Here is a 24,723-nt window from a genome sequence, read left to right as displayed (position 1 = left end):
TACAGACTGATGCCGCCCTGCGGGTGTGGCGGTTTAATGCCCGGCGCAGCTCGGGAGGTCGTCGTACTGTTTGAGCGGGACTGTTTGAGGGGGGCTGAGTACCCGATTAGTTTTTATCACTCTGGTTGGCGTTCCACGTCATTTGGCCACGGAAGGCCCTCTTTTTACCGGTCAGAGTGCTGTCTTGTATTAAGTTGCCGCTGGCGTCAGTGGCACTAAGGAGTTGAAGCGATGAGTGAGTATATCCATCCCTACCGTGATGCCGAGTTTGTGATCCGTCAGCTGGTTGAATTCGACAAGCTGTGTAAAAGCGCACAGCTGGAAGATATTAACAGCGACCTGGCTTCTGTGATTATGGAGGAGGCCGCTAAGCTGGGCTCCAACGTACTGGCGCCACTGAATGTTGTCGGTGACCAGAAAGGCGCCCGGTTAACGGATGCCGGTGTCGAGCAGACACCTGGATTTAAACAGGCCTACGAGCATTATGTTGAAGGCGGCTGGCCTTCCCTGACGGCCGCCGAAGCCTACGGTGGTCAGAATCTGCCCAACCTGCTGGGGACGGCGGTCAATGAGATCTGGCAGACCAGCAATCTGGCGTTCTCACTCTGTCCGTTGCTAAACCAGGGGGCGGCAGAAGCGATTGCCCACCACGGCTCCGATACCCTTAAGCGCACCTGGTTGCCGCATATGGTCAGCGGTCAGTGGACCGGCACCATGAACCTGACCGAGCCGGATGCAGGAACCGACCTGGCAGCGGTGAAGACCCGTGCCGTGCCGGAGGGCGATCATTACCTGATCACCGGTCAGAAAATCTTTATCACCTGGGGTGATCATCAGATGACGGAGAACATTGTTCATCTGGTACTGGCGCGTCTTCCTGATGCCCCACCGGGGGTTAAAGGTATCTCGTTGTTTATCGTGCCTAAGTTCCTGCTCGATGAGAACGGTCAGCCTTCCACGCGTAACGATGCCTACTGTGTCTCGCTGGAACATAAACTGGGTATTCATGGCAGCCCGACCTGTGTCATGAGCTATGGCGAGAATGGCGGGGCGGTTGGCTACCTGGTGGGCGAGGCGCACAAGGGGCTGGGTTACATGTTCACCATGATGAACCATGCCCGCCAGAATGTCGGCCTGCAGGGGCTGGCGATCTCCGAGCGTTCCTATCAGCAGGCCCGTGAATACGCCAAAGAGCGATTGCAGGGCACGAAGAAAGATGGCTCGCGCTTCCCGATTATCAAATTTCCCGATGTACGGCGCATGCTGATGCAGATGAAGGCAAGTAATGAGGCGATGCGTGCGCTGGCGTTCGTCGCTTCTGCCGAGATCGACCGGGCCACCTATGCCGCTGATCGCGAAGGTGGTGCGTGCCATCAGGCCCGGGTTGAGTTGCTGACGCCGATCGTGAAGGGCTGGCTGACCGAGTTGGCGCAGGAGGTCACCTATCTGGGCACCCAGGTCAATGGCGGTATGGGCTTTATCGAAGAGACCGGCTCGGCCCAGCATTATCGCGATGCCCGGATACTTACTATCTATGAAGGCACTACCGGTATTCAGGCGCTGGATCTGGTTGGGCGTAAAACGCTGGCGAACCGGGGCGAGCAGTTGGCGTTGCTGCTGACTGAAATTGCCGAAGTTCAGCAGCAGATGCAGGCGAAAGGCGGCTTCGGGCAGCAGGCCGAAGCGCTGGCGCAGGCGCTCAGCTGTGGCAGTCGTGCCCGTGATCTGCTGCTGGAAAATGCCGCCAGCGACCCCGATCACGCCGGCGCTGTCAGCGTCAGCTTTATGATGCTGTTCGGTTATCTGTGCGGGGGCTGGATGATGGCGAAGTCGGCGTTGCAGGCCTATGAGTTGCTGGAGTCGGGTGAGGGCGATCCGGAATTCCTCAAGGCCAAGCTGGTTACTGCGCGTTTCTACAGTGACTACCTGCTGCCGCGCACCGGTGCCTGTCTGGCGGCGGTGGAGGCGGGCAGTGAATCGATTATGGCGCTGGCAGAGGATCAGTTCTGATTGTCGCGAGCGGTTAAGCACCCGGGGTCCGGGCCACGGGTGATCAGAATAATAACAGTTTGCCCCGCTTCTTGACGGGGCCGAGCCGAAGCCGGTCACGGCTGTGCTTCGGAGGCATAGCTAGAGGTGCTTTGAGATGCGCGAAGCAATGGAATTTGATGTTGTGATTGTCGGGGCAGGCCCGGCGGGGCTGTCCGCTGCCTGTCGTCTGATGCAGCAGGCGCAGGCAGCTGCACAGGAGTTGACAGTCTGTGTGGTAGAGAAAGGCTCCGAGGTGGGGGCGCATATCCTGTCCGGAGCGGTGGTGGAACCGCGGGCGCTGGACGAGCTGTTCCCTGACTGGGCGGCGCGGGGTGCGCCGCTGACCACGCCGGTTAGCGAGGACCAGATCTATCTGCTGAAAGATGACAATGCGGCCACCCGACTGCCCAATGCGTTGGTGCCGAAAACCATGCATAACGATGGCAACTACATAATCAGTCTTGGCAACCTGTGTCGCTGGCTGGCGGAGCAGGCCGAGCAACTCGGGGTTGAAATCTTTCCGGGCTTTGCCGCCTCTGAGGTGCTTTATCACGCCGATGGCAGTGTGAAAGGGATTGCCACCGGTGATATGGGGCTGAATGAAAGTGGTGAGCCGAAAGATAGCTATATGCCCGGTATGGAGTTGCATGCCAGATACACGCTGTTCACAGAGGGATGCCGCGGCCACCTGGGCAAACAGCTGATCAGTCAGTTCCGGCTGGATCAGGATTCTGATGCCCAGCATTACGGTATCGGTATCAAAGAGCTGTGGGATATCGACCCCGATAAGCACCAGCCGGGTCTGGTGCTGCACGGATCCGGCTGGCCACTGGAGGGTGGCAGTAGCGGCGGTTTCTTCCTTTATCACGGCGATAAGAATCAGGTGGTGGTCGGCCTGATCGTCGACCTTAACTATGACAATCCTTACCTGAGTCCGTTTGATGAGTTCCAGCGTCTCAAGCATCATCCGGTACTGAAACAACATCTTGAGGGCGGCAAACGCGTCTCCTACGGTGCCCGCGCAATCACGAAAGGCGGGTTTAATGCGCTGCCGAAGATGACCTTTCCCGGCGGGCTGCTGATCGGTTGCGATGCCGGTACCCTCAACTTCTCCAAGATCAAAGGCACCCATACCGCGATGAAGTCCGGCATGCTGGCGGCAGAGTCGGTGTTTGAGGCGCTGGCCGGAGGCGATGCCGGTGGTAGCGACCTGACGTCATTTACCCAGGCCTACCGCGAATCATGGCTGTATGACGAACTCTATCGCAGTCGTAACTTCGGTCCGGCGATGCACAAGCTGGGTACTTATCTGGGCGGTGCCTTTAACTATGTCGACCAGAACTGGTTTAACGGCAAGCTGCCACTGACCCTGCATGACAATACGCCGGATTACAGTCAGCTGAAACCGGCCAGCGGTTTTACGCCGATCAGCTATCCGAAGCCTGACGGCGTACTGAGCTTCGATAAGCTTTCGTCGGTATTCCTCTCCAATACCAACCATGAAGAGGACCAGCCCTGTCACCTTAAGCTGGCCGATCAGCAGATTCCGCTGCGCGAAAACCTGCCACTCTATGCCGAACCCGCGCAGCGCTTCTGTCCGGCGGGTGTCTACGAGGTGGTAGAGGATGAGCAGGGCCTGCGCTTTCAGATCAACAGTCAGAACTGTGTGCACTGTAAGACCTGCGACATAAAAGATCCGTCACAGAACATCACCTGGGTTACGCCGGAAGGTGGCGGCGGTCCTAATTATCCCAATATGTGAGGCCTAAGCCGTCAATCACTGGCAACGGCGGGCAGAGGCTGTTCGCCGTGATTGTCAGAGGCCCAGGGGATGGCCCGCAGATAAGCGGGATTGCCGGGACTGAACAGGAGAAAAGCATGAAAGTGACCCCTAATGTTCGTAGTGAAAGAATCTGGTTGGCTGATCAAAACGCACTGCACCGCCTGGGGTGGCGTCAGGAGATCGGCGGACTGGTCGCCGCTGCGACGATGTGCGATCTATGCTCGGTTGCGCAACTGTTGGTGATCATGCGTAATAGCAACCTGACAGGCACCCTGGTGATCGAAGCGACATTGTTCGCAGAGCTGAGTAAGCGTTTGTCACCGCTGCAGTTCGGCCGGCATAACCTGGCACTGATTGTCTACGGCGCCTCGGCGGTGCACTTCAGTGCGACCCGGCTGAAGCGCTGGAAAGTTCGCGCCGTCATTGCCAAAGACGCCGCTCTGGGGCAGTTAAGGGAAAGCCTGTTCCGGGTACTACAGGGCGGCTGCGTTCGCAGCCGTGTGCGCCCGGCTTTCGATGAAGCGTTGCTTGATCCCGGTTTGCTGCGATTGGCGCAGGGACTGGACGGGCTGACCCGGCGCGAGCGCGCGGTGCTGGACCAGATGGTCGAGGGCCTGCTGAATAAACAGATCGGTTACCATCTGGGTATCCATGAAAGTACCGTCAAACACCACCTTTCCAGCATCTACCGCAAGGTGCAGGTGCCTAACCGGACCCGGCTCGCCGCCATGATGCGGCAGATGCAGGCACTGGGTCCGCTGCTGCAGGAGCAGGCCGGCGTCACGATTGCGGCCTGACCTCAGGGTTTATGGCTGCAGTGGAATCCTGAGCCTGAAATGGGCTCCCTGATCTGACGGCAGGCAGCTTATCTCGCCGTGCAGCAGCTGGCTGGTGAGGTTGTAGCAGATATGCATCCCCAGGCCGGAGCAGCCCTGGTGGCGTCGGCTGGTGACAAAGGGTTCAAACAGCTTTTTCTCCCAGCCGGCGGGAATACCTTGTCCATTGTCGCGGTAATCCAGTATCAGCTGCTTGTCATCGGTGCTCACATCCAGGTTGATATGACCGCCTCGCTGGTTGTCGAAACCATGGATCAGGGAGTTGATCAGCAGGTTGCTGATAATCTGGTAGAAGGCACCCGGGTAGCTCTCCAGCTCAATCGTCTGGTCACACCGGATACTGATCTCCGGGTTGCTTTGTTTTAGCCGGGGCTGCATTGAGACCAGGATTTCCGCCAGGTATTCGCAGACATCAAAGCAGCGGGGCTGCTCGCTGGACTGGTCTACCGATACCTGCTTAAAGGCACTGATCAGCTGGCTGGCCCGCTCCAGGTTCTGGCAGATCAGTTCGCTGCTATCGAGGGCGGTGTGATAGAAGTCCTGCTGCGCCTGCGAGCTGTCCTGGCCGGTCAGTTGTGCTTTCCCGGCGATCGCCTGATCGCGTAACCAGGAGGCGGCGGTAAAGCCTATGCCCATCGGTGTGCTGATCTCGTGTGCCACGCCGGCGACCAGTCCGCCAAGGGCGGCCATCTTCTCTGATTCAACCAGCTGGGCCTGGGTCGCCTTGAGTTCATCCAGGGTTTTATGCAGGGCCTGGTTGGCTGCCTCCAGCTCGCGGGTGCGATCGCTGACGCGTTGTTCCAGCTCGGTGTTGAGGCGGGCCAGCGCCTGCTCCGCCGCCTCCCGTTTGGCAATATCGTCAATCAGTGACTGGCGCATCTCATTAAAGGCATTCACCACTTCCGACAGCTCGTCCGGCGTGCTGCGGCGCTTGCGCTTCAGGGTCAGAGTCTGGCGCAGATCGTTCAGGGTGAGCTGGCGAGCATACTGGGCCATGCGGCTCAGGTGTTGAGTAACCAGCCGGTTAAAAATGGTGAGGATAAAGATCGAGACCAGAAAGGTCTTGATGCCCTGGGTCGTCAGGATCAGCGCCACCCGCTCTTCAAGCCGGTGAATAATCTCTTCCAGCGTGATTACCAGTCGCAGGGTGCCGAGTGGATAGGTGCGTCCCTGTTCGGTGGTGTGGCTAAGCGGGTAGCTGCGTTCGAGCCGGGCGCTGCCGTCATCCGCTGTCACGCCCAGCTGGTAGTGCTCGCCATGCGGGGTATCCAGTTGCACCAGTTCGACATCCGGCAGCTGTTTAATACCGCTGAGCTGAACCTGAACCTGCTCCGGGTTGATCGCCCAGAGGCTGGTGCTGAGGCTGTTCAGGGTGGTGGTTTCTATCTGCAGGATGCGTTCGTCGATCGCCGAGCGTTCGTAGCGATAGTCGAGATAGAGCTGCAGTCCGGTGGCAAACAGCGTGATCAGGGAGCTGCACAGCAGGATGGCGGCAAGCAGCCGGAAGCCGAGGGGCTGGTGTTGGCGGTACAGTTTCAGGCGTTGCAGCATCGGGTTTTGCTTCCTGGCCGGGCTGGGGCCTTATATTAGCGCGAATACGGTGAGTGCTTCTAATCGCTGACGGAGTCTGCTGATTTTTTAGTTTTACCGGGTGATTTAGAAGGGGTTTTAGCTGGCTTGGCACGGAAGGAGGTTTTATTGGCGCGAAATGCGTTCTTTGTTTTTCAGGTGGCTCAGTATGCTTCATATCACTCTTAGGTGAGCGCTCAAATAACTAATCAGTGGCGCGTTGGTCATTGTGTGCTGAGTGGCTCCCCTGAGCATTGTGAGAGTTCCGCCAACCGGCCTGAAGGAAACCGCGACAGGCTGGTGGCTGGAAATAATTCTGGCTGATCAGGATTCCGCGAATCCCGCTCCCGAAAATAACAAAGGATCACTATGTCTCTGAAGAAAAAGATTGCGACTGCTGTAGCGACCGCCACTGTAGGTCTGGCTGCAACCATGGGTTCCGTTGCGGCCCAGGCTGCACCCACTTATGTCACTATCGGTACCGGCGGTCAGACCGGCGTCTACTACGTGGTTGGCCAGTCCATCTGTCGTCTGGTAAACCGCGGTGCTAAAGACCACAACATCAAGTGTACTGCGCCATCTACCGGTGGTTCTGTGGTCAACATCAACGCGATCCGTGAAGGCAAGCAGGATATGGGCATGGCTCAGTCCGACTGGCAGTTCCACGCGCAGAAAGGTACCAAGCACCAGTCTTTCATCGATCAGGGGCCTTTTGAGAATATCCGTGCACTGTTTGCCGTACACAACGAGCCGTTTACGGTTGTCGCCCGTGCTGATTCCGGTATCGAGACTTTCGATGATCTGGAAGGCAAGCGCGTTAACCTGGTAAACCCGGGTTCCGGTACCCGCGGCACCATGGAAGTAATCATGGCCGAGAAGGGCTGGACCAAAGACAGCTTCAAGCTGGCGGCCGAGCTGAAAACAGCAGAGCAGGCTCAGGCACTGTGTGACAACAAGATTGACGCCATGCTGTTTATGGTTGGTCACCCAAGCGGCTCTATCAAGGAAGCCACTACCTCTTGTGACTCCAAAGTGATTCCGGTAACCGGTGCTGCGATCGATAAGCTGATCGCCGATAACGATTACTACTCCACCGCGACTATCCCGGGTGGCATGTACCGTGGTTCGGACGCCGATGTAACTACCTTCGGTAACGCTGCGACAATGGTGACCTCTGCTGATGTCGACGCCGATACGGTTTATCACGTCGTTAAAGCGGTATTCGATAACTTCGATCGCTTCAAGCGTCTGCACCCGGCCTTCGCAAACCTTGATCCTAAGAAAATGATCAATGATGGCCTGTCCGCGCCACTGCATGACGGCGCCGTTCGCTACTACAAAGAACGTGGCTGGATGTAATTCCTGACCCGGTAGACGCCGGAGGAGGGCAGGTACTGCAGTTTGCAGATGGCCTGACCCTCCTCTTTGCGTTACCCCCGGGGTGACGGATTTGTCACCTGTCCGAAGAACGTGAGAGCGATAGCGGTTATGACGACAATAAAACACGATCAGACAACGCTTGATGAGCAGGAACTGCAGGATATGGTTGCTGCGGCGGATACGGGTGCCCGTATCCCGGAAGGAGTTCAGGGAAAGTTTTTGCTGGCAACAGCATTCGCCTGGTCCCTGTTTCAGCTATGGATTGCATCCCCGCTGCCATTTTATGACTGGCCACTGATCGGCAGTTTCGGCATCTTTAATGATACCGAAGCGCGTTCCATCCATCTGGCGTTTGCCGTTTTCCTGGCGTTTACCGCTTACCCTGCTTTTTCACGTTCTCCGCGACACTGTATCCCGCTGGTCGATATGGCGCTGTCACTGGTGGCGGCTTTCAGTGCGGGCTATATATTCCTGTTTTACGAAGCGCTGGCCCAGCGTCCCGGCCTGCCGAACACCCTGGATGTGGTGGTGGCGATCGCCGGTATCCTGACGCTGCTGGAAGCCACCCGTCGTACCCTTGGGCCGCCGCTGATGGTGGTGGCGATGGTGTTCCTGACTTACACTTTTGCCGGTCCCTATATGCCGGAAGTGATCGCCCACAAGGGTGCTGATCTGGAAGATGTGATCAATCACCAGTGGATCACGACCGAAGGTGTCTTTGGTATCGCACTGGGGGTTTCCTCCGGTTTCGTATTCCTGTTCGTACTTTTTGGTGCCCTGCTGGATAAAGCGGGTGCTGGTAACTATTTCATTAAAGTGGCCTTCTCCCTGCTCGGGCACCTGCGTGGTGGTCCGGCCAAGGCCGCTGTAGTCTCTTCAGGCCTGACCGGTCTGATCTCCGGCTCCTCCATCGCCAATGTGGTGACAACCGGTACTTTTACCATTCCGATGATGAAGCGTGTCGGCTTCAGTGCTGAAAAAGCCGGTGCCGTTGAAGTGGCCTCATCCGTTAACGGCCAGATTATGCCGCCGGTGATGGGGGCTGCAGCCTTCCTGATGGTGGAATATGTCGGCCTGTCCTATTTCGAGGTGATTACTCACGCCTTCCTGCCTGCGGTGATCTCCTATATCGCGCTGGTTTATATTGTTCACCTCGAAGCGCTGAAACTGGATATGCAGGGGTTGCCTCGTCGCAGCGAGCCGAAGCCGTTTCTGCGTCGCATCATGGGTGTCCTGTTTGGCTTTATCGCGACGGCGCTGGTCTCCTTCGCGATCTATTTTGCGATTAGCTGGATCAAGCCGGTATTCGGCGCCTGGGCCAGTGCGGTGATCGCCCTGATGCTGGCGGCGGCCTATTTCTGGCTGGCGCGGATTGCCGCATCGGTGCCTGATCTGGAACTGGACGATCCGAACTCGGCGATGGTTGAGCTGCCGGAAGTGGCACCGACCGTAAAAGCTGGCCTGCACTATCTGCTGCCGGTGGTGGTGCTGGTCTGGTGTCTGATGGTAGAGCGCCTGTCTCCGGGTCTGTCGGCCTTCTGGGCGACGGTACTGATGATTATTATCCTGCTGACCCAGCGTCCGCTGATCGCCTGGTTCCGCAAGCAGGCCGATGTTAAAGCCCAGGCCGGTAAAGGCGTATCTGAACTGGTCGACGGTATGATCGCCGGTGCCCGCAATATGATCGGTATCGGTATTGCCACCGCGACGGCGGGCATTATTGTCGGCGCTGTGTCCCAGACCGGTGTGGGCTCGGTGCTGGCCGATCTGGTGGAGCTGCTTTCCGGTGGAAACCTGCTGCTGATGCTGGCGCTGACGGCCGTACTCAGCCTGATTCTGGGAATGGGGCTGCCCACCACGGCTAACTATATTGTGGTTTCATCACTACTGGCACCCGTAGTGATCTCGCTGGGCCAGGAAGCCGGGCTGATCGTGCCGCTGATTGCGGTGCATCTGTTTGTCTTCTATTTCGGCATTATGGCGGATGTAACGCCGCCGGTTGGCCTGGCATCTTTTGCTGCCGCCGCGGTGTCCGGGGGCGATCCGATCCGCACCGGATTCCAGGCATTTGCGTACAGCATGCGTACCGCTGCACTGCCGTTCCTGTTTATCTTCAATACCGACTTGTTGCTGATCGACGTCAGCTGGGGACAGGGGATCGCAGTGTTTATCATTGCCACACTGGCGATGCTGGTCTTTACGGCAGCGACCCAGGGCTTCTTCGTCACCCGCAACCGCTGGTATGAGAGCGTACTGATGTTGCTGGTGGCGTTTACCCTGTTCCGTCCGGGTTTCTGGATGGACCAGGTGGCTGCGCCTTACAGTCAGATCAATCCGGCCCAGTTGGAACAGCGTGCCGATGAAATCGCAGCAGGCACCGAGATGCGTTTCTGGATCAATGGTGAGGATGAAGTGGGCAATCCACGCTCCTTCCTGGCGCTGTTGCCGATGGCTCAAGGTGAGACCGGTGCCGATCGTCTGGCGAAGACCGGCCTGATGCTGGCCGAACTGGATGGCCGCACAGTGGTGGATATGGTTGAGTTTGGCAGTCCGGCGGAGAGTGCTGGCTTTGCATTCGATCAGGTGATTGAGAGCGTCGAAGTGCCCCAGTCCCAGCCCGCCAAGGAGTGGTTCTATATCCCGGCATTTCTGGTCATGCTCGCGTTGATGCTGCTGCAGCGCCGACGCCGGGATAACGCCCCGGAGATGAAGCTGAAAACTGTATAAGTGAAAAGGGGAGGCATATATGCCTCCCCTTTTTTAAGCGGTAAGGCAGATAGTACAAAACTGATCAGAAAACCTTATCGGACTATTTGCTTTGTCTATCAGATGTAAAAGCAATAACGGCCGTGTGGGGATAAATAATTCTTTTCAGCGGGTGTCTGATGAATTTTATTTTGCAGGCTTATCAGTCGATACGACATATTCGGTCGCTGACGGGTAAGTGAAATTTAAACTTTTAGACGCTTAAACGGAAATACAACGGTTTTAATAGAGGGCGAACGCGGTAACATTTCAGCGTTCGTCCGCCGGTATCGGACAGAGGCATCGACAGCTGGAATCTGTCATCGCCGCCTGTCGGAAATGATAGCAGGGGATAACGATGTTTAAGAAAGTACTGGTACCAATCGATCTGGAAGAGCCTGAATTTGCATCCCGCTCTATGGAGCTGGCGCTGCGAGAGGTTCAGCAAAGTGGCGCAGAACTGCACCTGATGAGCGTAATGCCCGGCTACAGTTCGACGCTGGTGGCTTCCTACTTCGGTGAGTCCGACCGTAAGGCGGCGGTGCAGGATATGGCGCAGAAACTGAAAGAGTTTGCCGCGCAGCGTGTGCCGGCCGGGGTGCCGCTGGTGTTGAAAGTATACGAAGGTCATCCGGCGCAGAGTATTCTTAACCGGATCAGTAAGGCGGGTATCGATCTGGTCATTATGTCTGCCCATCACCATAGCAAGATCGACGAATTTTTGATGGGTTCGACCTCTGCCCGGGTGGTTGATCGGGCGAAATGTTCAGTGCTGGTACTGAGGTAAAGAAAAATTTATCAGAGATGATCAGTTAATCTGATCATAGAATAGTGCAAATTCAGCGTAGTTTTCTGCAATATTTTTTAAACTGAATCACCTAGAGTGACGGCGTATTAAATCAGTGTGAAATTGATACGCCTGAAACTGAAAAAAAACAGAGCAACTATCAGCTATCAGCACAGTGTTATTTAGATCATCTGATCTGTGCTGAAATGGGCCGGGGAAGCCAAAGAGAATGTCTGAACATCGCAGCCACAAGAATAAACTGCTGTCTCAGTTAGCCGAGCAGTTCGAGTCCAATCTATCGGACTCTGTCGCCACCAAAGTGAAAGAGTTTGCTGCACAGTATTACCAGGTATCACCGGGTGAGGAACTTTCCGAACGCCGCCTGGACAATCTCTACGGCGCGACGCTGTCCTGCTGGGAGTTTATTCAGGAGTTCGATCCTAAAGAGCCTAAGGTGCGGGTCTTTAACCCGGACTTCGAGCAGCACGGCTGGCACTGTAACCACACCGTTATCCAGATCCTCTTTACCGATATGCCGTTTCTGGTGGACTCCGTTCGTATGGAGCTTAACCGCCATGAGATCGCTATTCACGCGATCCACAATACGGTCCTGAGCACGCGCCGCGATGGTTCGCTCTTTGATGGCTTCGATGCCGACGGCGGTCGCGAATCATTTATCTATCTGGAAGTTGATCGTCACAGCGATGTCGACTGGCTGAAAACGATCCGTCAGGGCCTGACAGAAGTGCACTGCATCGTTGCCGAAGCGGTGAACGATTACGAGCCAATGAAGCAGCGCCTGCAGGATCTGGTTGAAGAGCTGCGTAACGCCCCTTCAGCGGTTCCGTCTGAAGACGCTGACGAAGGCGCCGCTTTCCTTGAGTGGCTGCAGGAAGACCGCTTTACCCTGCTGGCGAGTGACGAACTCAGCTTCAGCGGCGAAGGCGAATCTTTCACGGTGACCCGTGTTGAAGGCAGTGAACAGGGCATCATGAAGCTGAGCGGCGCTTCCGGCCGCAGCCGTGACTATGCAAACCTGCGCGAAGAAGAGCTGGCCTTTATGCAGGACAGCGCGCCGGTACTGTTGGCGAAAGACAGCCATCGCTCCCGCGTTCACCGTCCTGCCTACCAGGATATGGTAGTGGTTAAGCGCTTCGACAAGGAAGGCAATGTTGTTGGCGAGACCCGCTTTTACGGTCTCTACACATCGCCGGTATACCGTGAGCGCCCGACGAATATCCCGATGATCCGCATCAAGCTGGAACGTGCGCTGGACCGTTCCGGATTCGATCGCTTCGGTCACAGTGGCAAAGCCTTGCTGCAGGTGATGACCGACCTGCCACGGGATGAGCTGTTCCTCTCCCGTGATCAGGAACTGTTCGAAACGGCAATGGGCATCTTCAACCTGCAGGAGCGTCGTAAAGCGCGTCTGCTGATGCGTCGTGATCGTTGCGGCAAGTTCTACTCCTGCCTGTTCTTCGTGCCGCGTGATGTTTTCAGTACCGCACTGCGTGTGCAGGTACAGGGCATTATCGGTAACGAGATTAAAGCTAAAGATTCCGAATTTACGACCTATTTCAGCGAGTCGATCCTGGCCCGTGTGCACTACGTTATGCGCATCGACCCGGAAGAGACCCGTGCGATCGACCCGGCCGTGATTGAAGCGGATGTGGTTCATGCGGCACGTTCCTGGGATGATGATCTGCACGGCGCGCTGGTTGAAACCTGTGGCGAAGAGCAGGGCAATCAGCTGGCAAACAGCTACCGTAACGCTTTCCCGGCGGCTTACCGTGAGCACTTCTCTGCCGGTAATGCCGTTTATGATGTACAGCGCATTGAAGACCTGTCAGACGAACAGCCGCTGACCATGAGCTTCTACCGCGTGCTGGAACAGAGCCGCGATCTGCTGCGCTTTAAGCTGTTCCATGCCGACACCACACTGGTGCTGTCCGATGTGATTCCGGTGCTGGAAAACCTCGGTATGCGTGTGGTGGGTGAACACCCATACGAAGTCCGTCGTGCGGACGGTCGTTCCATCTGGATGCACGACTTTACCCTGATCTACCAGAATGCCGAAACGGTCGAACTGGAAGAGGTGCGCGATGTCTTCCAGGATGCCTTCGGTGCAATCTGGAACGGCCTGGCCGAAAATGATGAGTTTAACCACCTGGTGATCGGTGCCGGTCTGAGCTGGCGCGAAGTGGCGATGCTGCGTGCCTATGCCCGCTACAACCGTCAGCTGCGCTTCGGTTTCTCCCAGCCGTATATCGCCGGTACCCTGGCCGGGCACATGCAGGTGACCAAGTTGCTGGTGAACCTGTTCCGCGCCCGCTTTGAGCCGCATCGCCAGAGCCACGAAAAGATTCGTGCGGTCTCTGAACGTCTCGAAAACAGCATTATTGATGCGCTGGATAAGGTCGATAACCTCAACGACGACAAGATCCTGCGTCGCTTCCTCGAGCTGATGAAGGCCACCCTGCGGACCAACTATTTCCAGCAGGATGAAAATGGCCAGCTGAAAGAGTACTTCTCCTTCAAGCTGAACCCGAGTGCGATCGCCGAGATCCCGCTGCCGCGTCCGATGTTCGAGATCTTTGTTTACTCCGCCACTGTCGAAGGTGTTCACCTGCGCGGGGGTAAGGTCGCCCGTGGTGGCCTGCGCTGGTCCGATCGTCTGGAAGATTTCCGTACCGAAGTACTGGGCCTGGTAAAGGCGCAGCAGGTGAAAAACGCCGTTATCGTACCCGTCGGTGCTAAAGGTGGATTTGTCGCCAAGGCCCTGCCGAAGAACGGCAGCCGTGAAGAGATTCAGGCTGAAGGTATCCGCAGTTATAAGACCTTTATCCGAGGCCTGCTGGATATCACCGACAACCTGAAAGGCGGTGATCTGGTACCGCCAGCGGATGTGGTACGTCACGACGAAGATGACCCTTACCTGGTAGTGGCGGCCGACAAAGGCACCGCAACCTTCTCCGATATCGCCAACGGTATCGCCGAAGAGTATGGCTTCTGGATGGGCGATGCGTTCGCATCCGGTGGCAGCCAGGGCTACGACCACAAAGGTATGGGCATCACGGCCCGCGGTGCCTGGGAGTCGGTAAAACTGCACTTCCGCGAAAACGGTCTCGACACTCAGTCCGAAGAGTTCTCTGTGGTTGCGATCGGTGATATGGCCGGTGACGTATTCGGTAATGGCATGCTGCTGTCTGAGCATATCCAGCTGGTTGCGGCCTTTAACCATATGCATATCTTCATCGACCCGAATCCGGAAGCCGCCAGCAGCTTTGTGGAACGTAAGCGTATGTTCGAACTGCCGCGCTCCAGCTGGGAAGACTACAACAAAGAGCTGATCTCACAGGGTGGTGGTATCTTCTCCCGCGCTGCCAAGTGGATCGAGATCTCGCCTGAGATGAAAGCCCGCTTTGATATTCAGGAAGATCGCCTGGCACCGAATGCACTGCTGACAGCGCTGCTGAAAGCGCCGGTCGACCTGATCTGGAACGGTGGTATCGGTACCTACGTTAAGGCTTCGCACGAGAGTCACGCCGATGTCGGCGATAAGGCCAACGACAGCCTGCGTATCAACGGTAATGAACTGCGCTGTAAGGTGCTTGGTGAGGGCGGTAACCTCGGTTTCACCCAGCTGGGCCGTATCGAGTTCTGCCAGAGTGGCGGTAAGTCCAACACCGACTTTATCGACAACGCCGGTGGCGTGGATTGCTCTGACCATGAGGTCAATATCAAGATCCTGCTGAACGAAGTGGTTGCCAACGGTGATATGACGGTTAAGCAGCGTAACGCGCTGTTGAAGGAGATGACCGATGAAGTCTCCGAACTGGTACTGCAGAACAACTACAATCAGGCACTGGCAATCAGCCTGGCGCATGAGCATGCCAAGCAGCACGTGGATGAGTACCAGCGCCTGATTCACCGCCTGGAAGGCGAGGGTAAGCTGAATCGTCCGCTGGAATTCCTGCCGACCGACGAAGAGCTGCAGCAGCGCAAGCAGGATCAGTCCGGGTTCACCCGTCCTGAACTGTCAGTGCTGATCTCCTATGCCAAAGCCGAGCTGAAAGAGCAGCTGGCCAGCACCTGGATCACCAAGGATCCGTACCTGGCCAAAGCCGTATTTACAGCCTTCCCGGCGGTACTGCAGCAGCGCTTCCCGGAAGAGATCGCTGCCCACCGCCTGCAGCCGGAAATTGTAGCCACCCAGATCGCTAACAAGATGGTTAACGATATGGGCATTACCTTCGTACAGCGCCTGCATAAGGCAACTGGCATGGACTTTGCGAATATCGCAGCAGCTTATGTCGTGGCCCGCGATGTGTACGACCTGGATCGCCTGCGTGGCGAGATCGAAGCCCTGGACAATGTGGTCGGCGCCGATACCCAGCAGCTGATGCTGGCGAACCTGATCCGCTTGGTGCGTCGTGCGACCTACTGGTTCCTGCGCAATGCCCGCCTGGAGATGAATGTCAGCGAGATCGTTGGCCAGTACCAGCCAGCCGTTGCCGAGATCGGTGGTCGTATCTCCGAAATGCTCAAGGGGCGTCCGTTGCAGGCGCTGCAGGCTGAGCATCAGGAACTGACCGATTCCGGCGTACCGGCAGAACTGGCCGATTACGCGGCGGCTGCAGACAGCCTGTACACCCTGCTGAGTGTGGTGCAGGCCACCGAGCAGACCGGCAAAGAGCTGAGTCGTGTGGCGCAGATCCACTTCGATCTGGGTGAGCGACTGGAGCTGCACTGGTTTGATGAGCAGGTGCGTGGCTTCGACGCCGTTAACCACTGGCAGCTACTGGCACGGGATGCTTTCCGTGAAGACCTGAGCAGCCAGCAGCGTGCGATTACCGTCGCCGTGCTGCGCCAGAGCGAAGCTGAAGATGAAGAAAGCTCCCAGCTGGACCACTGGCTGCACCGTAACGGTGCCCAGATGTCCCGCTGGCAGCAGATGCTGAACGAGCTGCGTGGCCTCAGCAGCTACGATTGCGCCATCTTTACCGTCGCCGTACGTGAACTGATGGAACTGGCTCAGGCTGAATAAGTCCGGGTCATCAGCAGAGGCGACTGCCCGCCGGGCAGCCGTCTCTGCACGAGATTGATCACTTAGACAAACAATAATCGGATCAGAGATCCATAACCTAACAGGTAGATAAGACAATGACCGCAATGACGTCGCTTCGTCATTTCCAGCCCGTACGTTACGTTCACAAAATCGTCGAGCAGACGGCAAACAGCTGGTGGGTATACCGTCAGCCAATCGGCCATAACGGCAGCCTCAACGCTATGTCCCGCGTGGTGTTTTTTGGCCGCAGTCAGGCGGATGTGGAGAGTTGGATCAACAACCAGACCGAAGAAGCGGTCTTTGTCCTGTCGGATAACTGATCGGCATTGTCTATCAGAATCTGAATTTGTAGTACCCCCGGCGGCCTCTGGCGTGGTTGCCGGGAAAATGTCTGGCGGTTTATCTGCCGGACAGCCCTGATAATGCAGGCTGCCGCTGAACAGCGGTTGCGGGCTTTGAGGGGCAAACAGTTGCTTGTGAAGAGTTTTCGGCAGCCCAGTTGCGCGGGGTGCCGGCACGCAATCGATATTGCACTCGACGGCAGGCTTCTCCCTGGGGCAGGGCGGTAACCGGAAACTGCGCTATCCGCCGACCGGCAGAGGTAATGGCTCTGCCGGGCAGCGGAAAGTCTGGTCTTCCACTGGGTTGCCGACTGTCCAGGCTGGTTTGAGGCTCGTCACCAATAACCAGCCAGATCAGCGTCATAAGCCCTCATCCGGTCCGGAGTTGCGCCTGGGCCGGCTTTTTCAGGCTTATTGTTGATGCATGGTTTACGGCATATGCCAGCGAACCCATGCAACACACCTTACTCCTCTCAACTTGGTATTTTGCCAGACCCGGTCCGCAGGGCCGGGTGGTTTTTATCCCGTCATTCAGCCTTCGCTGACAACTCAGATCGCTATACGGCTGCTGACCAGCGTGCTGTCACCTGCCTGAGCCGAGACTGTCGCCGAACCACCCATCTGCTGGCAGAGCAAGTTGATATTGCTTTCGAGGCGCCGGCACCAGTCCGGATTTTCCGTTGTTTCATCGCCTGTGCCGAACCCGGCCTTTACGCAGATAACCAGCTGCTGCTGTTCCCTGTCGAGTGTCAGTTTAAGGTCAGAACCCCGGCTTCTGAGCGCCGCCAGTTCGACCATTGTCAGCAGTAGCTGCCGTATCAGGTGCGGATCACTGTCGATCTGGTCGGGGACTGCGGGATCTTTGCTGTAATCCAGTAACCAGCCCTGACGCCGGGCCAGTGGCAGAAACGCATTGCTGACCTGATCGAGCAAGATCTTGAGATCCAGCTGTTGCGGAGTAGCGCTGGCCTTAACCGGCTGTAGCTGGCGGCAGCGGTTGTCCAGCCTGCTATGGAGTGATTGCAGCTCGTGGCAGAGGTCACGGGCCATCGGCGACAGGTCGAGCTGATTCAGTCGCTGCCCCTGGCGTTCAAGCTGGCCGGAAAGCTCCGCCAGGGCCTGCCCGCAGGCGGACAGGTCGCCGCTGACGTTGCCATCGGTGGCCGCGTCTGGCGCTGTATCCGGCTGCGCAATATCCCGATAAGAGCGCAGTGCGACCACTACGGAGGTCAGCAGGCGTGAGGCAGACAACTCGGCTTTACTCAGGTAATCGTTGATATCGTAGTTAACGATCACCTCGGTCTCCGGAGCATAGCCAGGGTGTCCGGTGCGCAGGATGATACGGATATGGCGGTTGCCGAGCTGGTTACGGATATATTCCACCAGCTCCAGCCCTTCATGATCGGTTTCCATGACTACATCCAGCAGTACCACGGCGATATCCGGATGACGGTTGAGCTTCTCCCGCGCTTCGCGGCCGCTCAGTGCGCTGATCAGCTCGACCGGGCGCTGCTCAAACTCATAGCTGCGAAAGATCATTCGTGTAATGCCGTGAATACCTTCTTCGTCATCCACGACCAGTATCCGCCAGGGCTGGCTGCTATTCATCATCGGGGGGAGGCTCAGCTTATTTGAATATAAAGGTGAGTATTGTACACAGTGTAAGACAGGGGCGGAATTCGCCGGTTAGTGGGCGAACCGGCTCAACCATTGCTCCAGCTGTGCGGCCTTGGCCTCTGCCGACCACTGGCGGTACAGCGTGATCGCCTGTCTGATCAGCAGGTTTCCGGCCGCCGGACGCTTAAGTGCGACTGAGTACTTGCCATAGCGCTCGCTGATTAATGCCTGCAGCATCAGCCCGGAGGCACCTTGTAGCGCCTGTTCGTAGCACTCAATTGCCTCCGCCGGACGTTCCCCCAGACTGGCTGATTCGGCCCGAATCAGCAGCCACATGGCACCGAAGTTCGCCGGATTGCGCTCAGCCCAGAGTTCAAAGCGGGCAGATTGTCGCTGGACCTCATGCCGGAGTAGCGGATGGTGGCCTGTATGGGGGCTGCGCAGCCGGTCAAGGCGCATCAGGGTCGTGAACAGCTGCATCAGCGCTACGGCCTGCTGGCCGGCCAGCTGATTCTCAAGCTGGGTTTCATGTCGCAGGCAGCGATCCCATTCGGCGCGGTTATCCATCAACAAGGCGCTGCAACTGCGAGCCAGCATATGCCAGCTGTCGCTGCTGTCAGCGGCAGGCAGCTGCCAGGGGGCAGCGGATTTCTGGTTGCCGGCAAGTTGCTGAACCAGCCACAGGGCTGAATTCTTCAGCCGGGCTACCTGATGGGGCAGCTGCAGCTGACGCAGCTGCTCCAGTGGCCCAGCTTCGAGTGCCTTGCTGTCGGGTAACGGCTGGTCAGCAAAGAGTTGCTGATTCACCCCGATCACAATGGCCTGTCCGGCCAGCGCCCATTCCCGGCTGTTCAGGGCGATATCCGTCGCTTGCTGAACCAGTTGTGCCGCGTGGGCATGATCCTGGTACCAGTGACAGGTACGACTGCCACAGATCAGCAAGGCCCGGGCTTTATGACCGCAGTCCGGGAGCCGTTCGGCCCGCTCCAGCGCCTGCCGGGCGTAGCGCTGTGCTGATCCCGGGTCTTCAATTAACCAGCTGCTGACAAAGCTGAGGCCGGCAAAGGTTACGGCATCCCAGGGCCGTTGTGCGGTTTCAGACATCGCTGGCAGGCCGGGGCGGGTAATGGCGCAGGCCTGATGCAGCGGGAAACCGCGCAATTCGGCGACCTGGGCGTAGAGCTCGAGCAGGGCGCGATGCGGCTCCTCTCCGCTGTCTGCATCATCGCCAGGGGCCAGCTCCAGGCGGCTCCACTGATCGGCCAGCTGCAGCCGCAGGGCAGTATTATCATCCGGTATCGGTGCGCCAAGTAGTGTCAGCGCCTGATTCAGTAGCTTAAGCGCATCAGCCTGCTGGCCGGATTCCGACAGTTGCCGGGCGCGATGATACAGCAGCAACTGCTGTTGCTGCGGCAGGCGCTGGCTGCGCTTCAGTTTCCGGTAGACGGCGACTGCCGCGTCCTGCCGCTTCAGTGCCCACAATGACTGCCAGTGCAGGATCTGCAGCTCGAAGTTTAAGCCGTCGCTGGCACTGGTCTGCAGCTTCAGGCCGTGTTGTGTCAGTTGCAGGCCGCGTCCGGCATCATCCTGTTGCAACGCAAGTGATGCCAGGTCCCGGCACTGGGCGGCGAACAGCTGGCGTTGATCTGGTGGCAACAGGTGAGGGCAGTGGGCCAGATGTGATAGGTGTGCACTGCTGAGCGGTTCATCATCTGCCCCACCTTGCGGTATCAGGCTCAGACCGATATGCAGGTGCAGCTGGCAGCGGTGCTGTGCAGGGATGTTGCGATAGATAAAGCTTGCCAGCTGAGGATGACTGAAGCTGAACCGTTGAGGCTGTCCCTCACAGCGGACCAGTATATTTGATTGCAATAGTGGCCAGAGATGGATCTCCATCCGTGCCAGCGGATCGGCCATCAGGTCGGCCACCTGGTCCAGGCTGAAAGGGGCATCGATGACGGCGGCAATATTCAGCAGTTCCCTGCTGATCGAATGCAGCTGCAGCAGGGTATCGCTGTAGAGCGGTCCCAGTGCGGAGTCCGCTACGACCGGTGACTGATCGTCATTGTATCGCCACTGAGCCTGATCGCTGCGGTAGCTCAGCGCGCCGCCTTGCTGTAGCTCGGACAGCAACTGACTGATCTGCGCCAGGGAACCGTCGGTTTTACGGCTTAGCAATGCCGCCAGCACCACGCTATCTGACGCGGGCCGGTTTTCCATTGCCAGCGAGGCGGCCACCAGCTGACTGATCTGCGCCGGGGTCAGTGGCTGCAGCCAGTGAATCTCATTGCCCGGAGAGGTATCGGGATGACTGGCGGTGGTAATCAGCAGCAGTGGTTGTGACAGCGGCCTGGATAACAGGTCGTGGATCAGCGACTGGCCGAACGGGGACAGCTGGTCACAGTTGTCCAGCATCAGTACGACGGTTTGATCGCCGCAGGCCTGAAGCAGTTCGCGGTAGCTTTGCAGCCACTGGGATTCTTTCAGGGCCGGAGCCGCATCGCTGGTTGTGCTTTCACCGTAGAGGCTGCTCAGCCCCGAAAGCTGCCGGCCCAGCTGGAGCGGGTAGCTAAGATGTTGTCGCAGGCGCTGTTGCCAGTGCGCGGGCGCGCGATACATCCGGTGAATCAGCGGGCTGAATATCTGGACGGGCAGGGGGTGCTCTGCATCTATCGAAGCATCTGCGTAGAGTACAATGGCGTGGTGGCACAACTGTTGCTGCAGGTAATTCAGGAAGGCGGTTTTACCGCTGCCGCTGCCGCCACAGATAGCGATATGCTGAAAGTCCTGTGTCTGTGCGATCAGGGGGGATAGTTCTGCCAACGGCGTTTGCCAGAGGATCGCGCTGTTCAGCTCAATCTGGCTGGGCAGGTCCGGATCGGGTGGATACTGTTGCGGGTCAGTTTTCTGTTGCCAGAGTTGTTGGCTGCGCATCAGGTCGGCGGTCAATGCTGCATCGCTGTGATAGCGCGTCTGAGTATCTGCGGCCAGCAGGCGGATGATCAGTGCGGCCAGATGGTCGGGCAGGTGGCGTGGTAATGGCACCCGGTCCGGGTGCTGCTTGGCATCCAGGATGGCGCCGATATCCGGCTGGTCGAAGGCGTCACTGCTGCTCAGCAGGCGGAACAGCAGGGTGCCGAGGTTATATAGCCGGGCGGCGTTGCTGCCGAGCTGCGGACGCAGGCTGCTGAAATCGTATTCGGGTGCCTGATAGCGCAGGCGGTCAAGGTGATTCTTCTCCGGACTGTTGTCCCGGCGAATCCGGAACTGTTCCTGATGCCGGCTCAGCTTAAGCATTGCCGGTGTTGTGCAAGCCGCCTGTAGCGGCCAGAGCCTGCTGCTGGCCACCAGCTGTAGCGCCAATGGATAGAATTCGGACAGAGACAGCGCCGGCAGGTTATCCAGCGCGGTTTCCTTGTCGGCCGGTTGCACCGGTTCGGCACTGGCGCTTAGCTGGCGCCGGTACTCGGTAGGCGGCATCCCCTGCCAACGCTTAAATGCCTTCTGAAATGCCGATGGGTTAGAGAAACCCATGCGATAGGAAATTTCGCCAAAACTCAGTTTGCCTTTGCGGATCTCCTGCAGGGTGGCTTCCTTGCGGGTCTGATCCAGCAGTTGTTGGAAACTGCTGTTCAGCGTACCCAGTTTACGCTGCATGGTCCGCAGGCTCATATTAAGCAGGCCTGCGATCTGTTCCCGGCGTACCTGACCCTCACCATTGGCCAGCTGCAGACGGATCTGGCTGCGGATTCTGGCGATCAGGGCGCTCTCCTCACTGGAGTGGCTCAGCAGGGTATCGGCGAACTCACGGTGCAGCTGGTGCATCTCCTCGTTGGCATCGAGGCAGGGATATTCCAGATAGCGTGAAGGCAGAATGATCTGGTTGGCCGGTGCATCGAAGCGCACTTCAGCGGCAAAGAACTGCTGCCAGACGTGGCTCTTATCCGGCTCGGACTGAAGCAGGCTGACACTGACGGCCGGGATCTGCTTGCCACTGAGCCAGCGAGGCCAGTTGTACAGGCAGGCCAGCAGCCATTCTTCGGTGAATGGCAGTGACTGACTAAGCTCCAGTCGCAATATTCTGCCGGAAGGCGTTTCCCTGTAGTCCAGATGCGCCCCTTCGAGCAGAATCGGCATATAGTCTGCCAGTAGCTGGAAGCTGCTGTTAAGGTCTGTTGCGGTGGTCATCAGGAAACCGACCGACCCCAGCATCCGCGGCTGGGTGGCTTCGCCAATGCGCAGGGCGATACGCGGGTTACCGAGTCGTTCTGCCAGTGTGGCCAGCAAGTCGTTGTGGGTCTGGCTGCTGATTCTGGCCCCGGGTTGATTCAGGGTTTCCAGCGTCAGTCCGGCATTCTGCAGCAGCTCCTGTGGGTCCAGGCGCTGGTGGCGTGCGACTTCAAGGATCGGTTCCAGCAGCTTCGCTAAGACGGTTGAGTCAGGCATTCAGTCTCTGATCTGTGTTGTGGCGTTCGTTTGGCAGATATTATCAGTTGTTGGCGCGTTAGGAGGTTTTTAATGTGCCTGTCCCGGCCTGTTCTCTCTGTTCGAGCTGTTTTCCGGATTGGCGCTGGGGCGTTGCTGAGGGATAATGGCCGTCATTCCACGATGAGGTTTGCTGGTGAAACTGAAAGCCCTTTTGTCCCTGTTGCCGCTTATGTTGCTGTCGCTTTCAGTCAGTGCCGAAAGCCTGAGAATCGGTATGCCCGCGCCGGGACAGGTGCCGTTTCTGTGGCAGGACGAGTCGGGTGTTTACCGGGGCATCTATGCAGATACCCTGCAGCAGATAGCGCAGCAGCTTAATATCGAACTGGAGTATATTCCGCTGTCCCAGGCCAGGCTGGTTGCGCACTTTCTGCAGGGTGAGGTCGATGTAGAGGCCGGTGTCAGTCCCCTGGAACAGGACAGCCCGGGACTTGAGGCGGTGTCGCTGTACAGCCAGCCCTACGGACTGGTGAACGAAGTGATTATCTACCGGCCGGAGTTCTCCTTTCCTGCCTTCGTGCTGTCTGACCTGAAGGGGTTGCGCGTGGCAACGGTGCGGGGAGCCGGGGTGCCGGACTATATTGCCCGCGAGGACTTTGCCAGTCAGATTCAGGTGGCCCGAAGGGTCTCCCGGGGCTGGAACGATGTCGGTTTGATGAAAGAGGCGGCTGCCCTGCATTACCAGCGCTCACTGACACTGGATTACCAGATATCCCTGCCGTATGCCTCAAATCCGGTAGTGTTCCGCTTGCACCGGAGTAAAGCGCCACTGCTGGAGGAGATTAACCGGGTCATTGCGCAGCTGAAAAGGGATGGCACCCTGGATGAGATCATCTGCAATTATCTCTGTGGTACCCAGTAGGCTGTTAGCCCGCGACAAGCCATAGCCAGCAAAGACATCTGCCTCCGGCCTGGCTGGTTCCTGACGTGCGGCAGGGATATGGTAAAGCCTTCCCATGTCCGGATGTGCCCGAGAACCATGAATTCTGAACATACCGATCGGCCCGCCAGGCAGGTCGTCTTCCTGTTGTTTCCAGGCTTTGCCCTGACCTCATTCTCGCTGGCTGTCGAAGCGTTAAGTGTTGCCAACCAGCAGGCGGGCAGAGAGCTTTACCGGGTGTCTCTCTATAGTGCCGGGGGGACGGTGGGCGCTGCGACGGGCGGAGGTGATCTGCAGGTCGTCAGCTCCAATCAGGTGCCTGTTCAGGCTCAGGCACCGCTATCGATGCTGGAACAGTGCGATATCCTGTTTGTCTGCGCCTATCGTCAGGCGGGTCTGTTTGAGGATGCGCCGCTGATCGCCAGATTGCGCTCTTTGTCCCGCCAGGGGTGTCTGTTGGCGGCCTTGTCCGGGGGTAGCTTCGTCCTTGCCAGGGCCGGATTGCTGGATGGGCTGAGTTGCACTGTTGCCGCGGAGCAGGTTGATTCATTTCATGAGCTGTATCCGGATATTCCGCTGCAGGAAAATATTTTTACCGTCAACCGCAATATCCTGACCTGTGCCGGTGGGGTCAGTGCACTGGACATGCTGCTGTATGTCATCGCTCTGGATAATGGTCGGGAGTTCGCCCATGAGGTCTCGCAGCCTTTCCTGCAGGATCGTATCCGCTCTGAGCAGGACATGCAGAACAGTAACCGTTACCTCCGCCTGCGCATGAAATCTGCGACACTCGGGGCGGCAATCGAAGTGATGGAAGCCAACCTGGAAAGCCCCTGCAGTATCGAGCTACTGGCGAAGAAAATCGGTACCACTCCCCGTACCCTTGAAAATGTGTTCCGCCGCTATGAGTCGACCACACCGCGCCGCTATTACCTCAATATGCGCCTGAAGCGCGCCCGCCAGATGGTCGAGGAAACCAGTGTGCCGTTGTCAGTGATTGCCATGGCAACCGGCTTTGCTTCCCAGAGTTACTTTACCAAGTGCTTTAAGGCCCTGTTTGGCGTTCCGCCCCGCGCCCTGCGTAACCCGGATTAACAGCCGCCGGGTAAATCTTATAGTTCTTTTCGGATCTGTTATATCGCACCGAGAGTGACTGAAGGACACTGTGACTCCCCTATACAGCTGATTCCGGAGAGTGAAT

13 protein-coding genes are annotated in these 24,723 nt (G+C 57.6%); 10 read left to right on the top strand and 3 right to left on the bottom strand.

Annotated features, from left to right (window positions below; translation table 11 throughout):
- Positions 1 to 231: 231 nt before the first annotated feature.
- From Q354_RS0120215 to Q354_RS0120205, 3 genes are all read left to right on the top strand, one after another.
- Complete coding sequence (locus Q354_RS0120215) at positions 232 to 2,010, top strand: acyl-CoA dehydrogenase (RefSeq protein WP_027859195.1); 1,779 nt, start codon at positions 232 to 234, stop codon at positions 2,008 to 2,010.
- A gap of 136 nt (positions 2,011 to 2,146) precedes the next feature.
- On the top strand, positions 2,147 to 3,793 hold the full coding sequence (locus Q354_RS0120210) for an electron transfer flavoprotein-ubiquinone oxidoreductase (RefSeq protein WP_036230849.1): 1,647 nt from the start codon (positions 2,147 to 2,149) through the stop codon (positions 3,791 to 3,793).
- A 116-nt stretch (positions 3,794 to 3,909) separates the two neighbouring features.
- Positions 3,910 to 4,611 carry a helix-turn-helix transcriptional regulator gene (locus Q354_RS0120205; protein WP_027859193.1) on the top strand — a complete coding sequence of 234 codons (702 nt, stop codon included), beginning with the start codon at positions 3,910 to 3,912 and terminating at the stop codon, positions 4,609 to 4,611.
- A gap of 9 nt (positions 4,612 to 4,620) precedes the next feature.
- Here Q354_RS0120205 and Q354_RS26640 read toward each other — a convergent pair whose 3' ends face one another.
- Positions 4,621 to 6,201 carry a sensor histidine kinase gene (locus tag Q354_RS26640; protein WP_036230846.1) on the bottom strand — a complete coding sequence of 527 codons (1,581 nt, stop codon included), beginning with the start codon at positions 6,199 to 6,201 and terminating at the stop codon, positions 4,621 to 4,623.
- Positions 6,202 to 6,588: 387 nt separating this feature from the next.
- Between Q354_RS26640 and Q354_RS0120195 the strand changes: the two genes are divergently transcribed.
- From Q354_RS0120195 to Q354_RS0120175, 5 genes are all read left to right on the top strand, one after another.
- Positions 6,589 to 7,578, top strand: a complete 990-nt coding sequence (locus tag Q354_RS0120195; protein WP_027859192.1) for a TAXI family TRAP transporter solute-binding subunit — start codon at positions 6,589 to 6,591, stop codon at positions 7,576 to 7,578.
- Positions 7,579 to 7,707: 129 nt separating this feature from the next.
- Positions 7,708 to 10,326 (top strand): TRAP transporter permease, encoded by a 2,619-nt coding sequence (locus tag Q354_RS0120190; RefSeq protein ID WP_027859191.1) that lies wholly within the window; start codon positions 7,708 to 7,710, stop codon positions 10,324 to 10,326.
- 376 nt (positions 10,327 to 10,702) lie between these two features.
- The gene (locus Q354_RS0120185; protein ID WP_027859190.1) at positions 10,703 to 11,131 is read left to right on the top strand and encodes a universal stress protein; all 429 of its coding nucleotides are present in this window, start codon (positions 10,703 to 10,705) and stop codon (positions 11,129 to 11,131) included.
- Between the two features lie 229 nt (positions 11,132 to 11,360).
- On the top strand, positions 11,361 to 16,178 hold the full coding sequence (locus Q354_RS0120180; protein ID WP_051560426.1) for an NAD-glutamate dehydrogenase: 4,818 nt from the start codon (positions 11,361 to 11,363) through the stop codon (positions 16,176 to 16,178).
- Positions 16,179 to 16,294: 116 nt separating this feature from the next.
- Positions 16,295 to 16,519 (top strand): hypothetical protein, encoded by a 225-nt coding sequence (locus Q354_RS0120175; RefSeq protein ID WP_027859188.1) that lies wholly within the window; start codon positions 16,295 to 16,297, stop codon positions 16,517 to 16,519.
- Positions 16,520 to 17,089: 570 nt separating this feature from the next.
- Here the strand turns inward: Q354_RS0120175 and Q354_RS0120170 are convergent.
- Together Q354_RS0120170 and Q354_RS0120165 are read right to left on the bottom strand one after the other, a co-directional pair.
- Complete coding sequence (locus Q354_RS0120170; protein ID WP_027859187.1) at positions 17,090 to 18,151, bottom strand: ATP-binding response regulator; 1,062 nt, start codon at positions 18,149 to 18,151, stop codon at positions 17,090 to 17,092.
- 75 nt (positions 18,152 to 18,226) lie between these two features.
- Complete coding sequence (locus Q354_RS0120165) at positions 18,227 to 22,603, bottom strand: AraC family transcriptional regulator ligand-binding domain-containing protein (protein ID WP_027859186.1); 4,377 nt, start codon at positions 22,601 to 22,603, stop codon at positions 18,227 to 18,229.
- A gap of 175 nt (positions 22,604 to 22,778) precedes the next feature.
- Between Q354_RS0120165 and Q354_RS0120160 the strand changes: the two genes are divergently transcribed.
- Positions 22,779 to 23,504: a substrate-binding periplasmic protein gene (locus tag Q354_RS0120160; protein ID WP_245601100.1), complete on the top strand. Its 726-nt coding sequence runs from the start codon at positions 22,779 to 22,781 to the stop codon at positions 23,502 to 23,504.
- Between the two features lie 117 nt (positions 23,505 to 23,621).
- Positions 23,622 to 24,617: a GlxA family transcriptional regulator gene (locus tag Q354_RS0120155; protein WP_027859184.1), complete on the top strand. Its 996-nt coding sequence runs from the start codon at positions 23,622 to 23,624 to the stop codon at positions 24,615 to 24,617.
- Positions 24,618 to 24,723 lie beyond the last annotated feature (106 nt).

It is taken from the genome of Marinobacterium jannaschii DSM 6295 (genome assembly GCF_000620085.1).
Lineage (GTDB): Bacteria > Pseudomonadota > Gammaproteobacteria > Pseudomonadales > Balneatricaceae > Pontibacterium > Pontibacterium jannaschii.
This window is presented reverse-complemented; position numbering and strand designations above follow the sequence as displayed.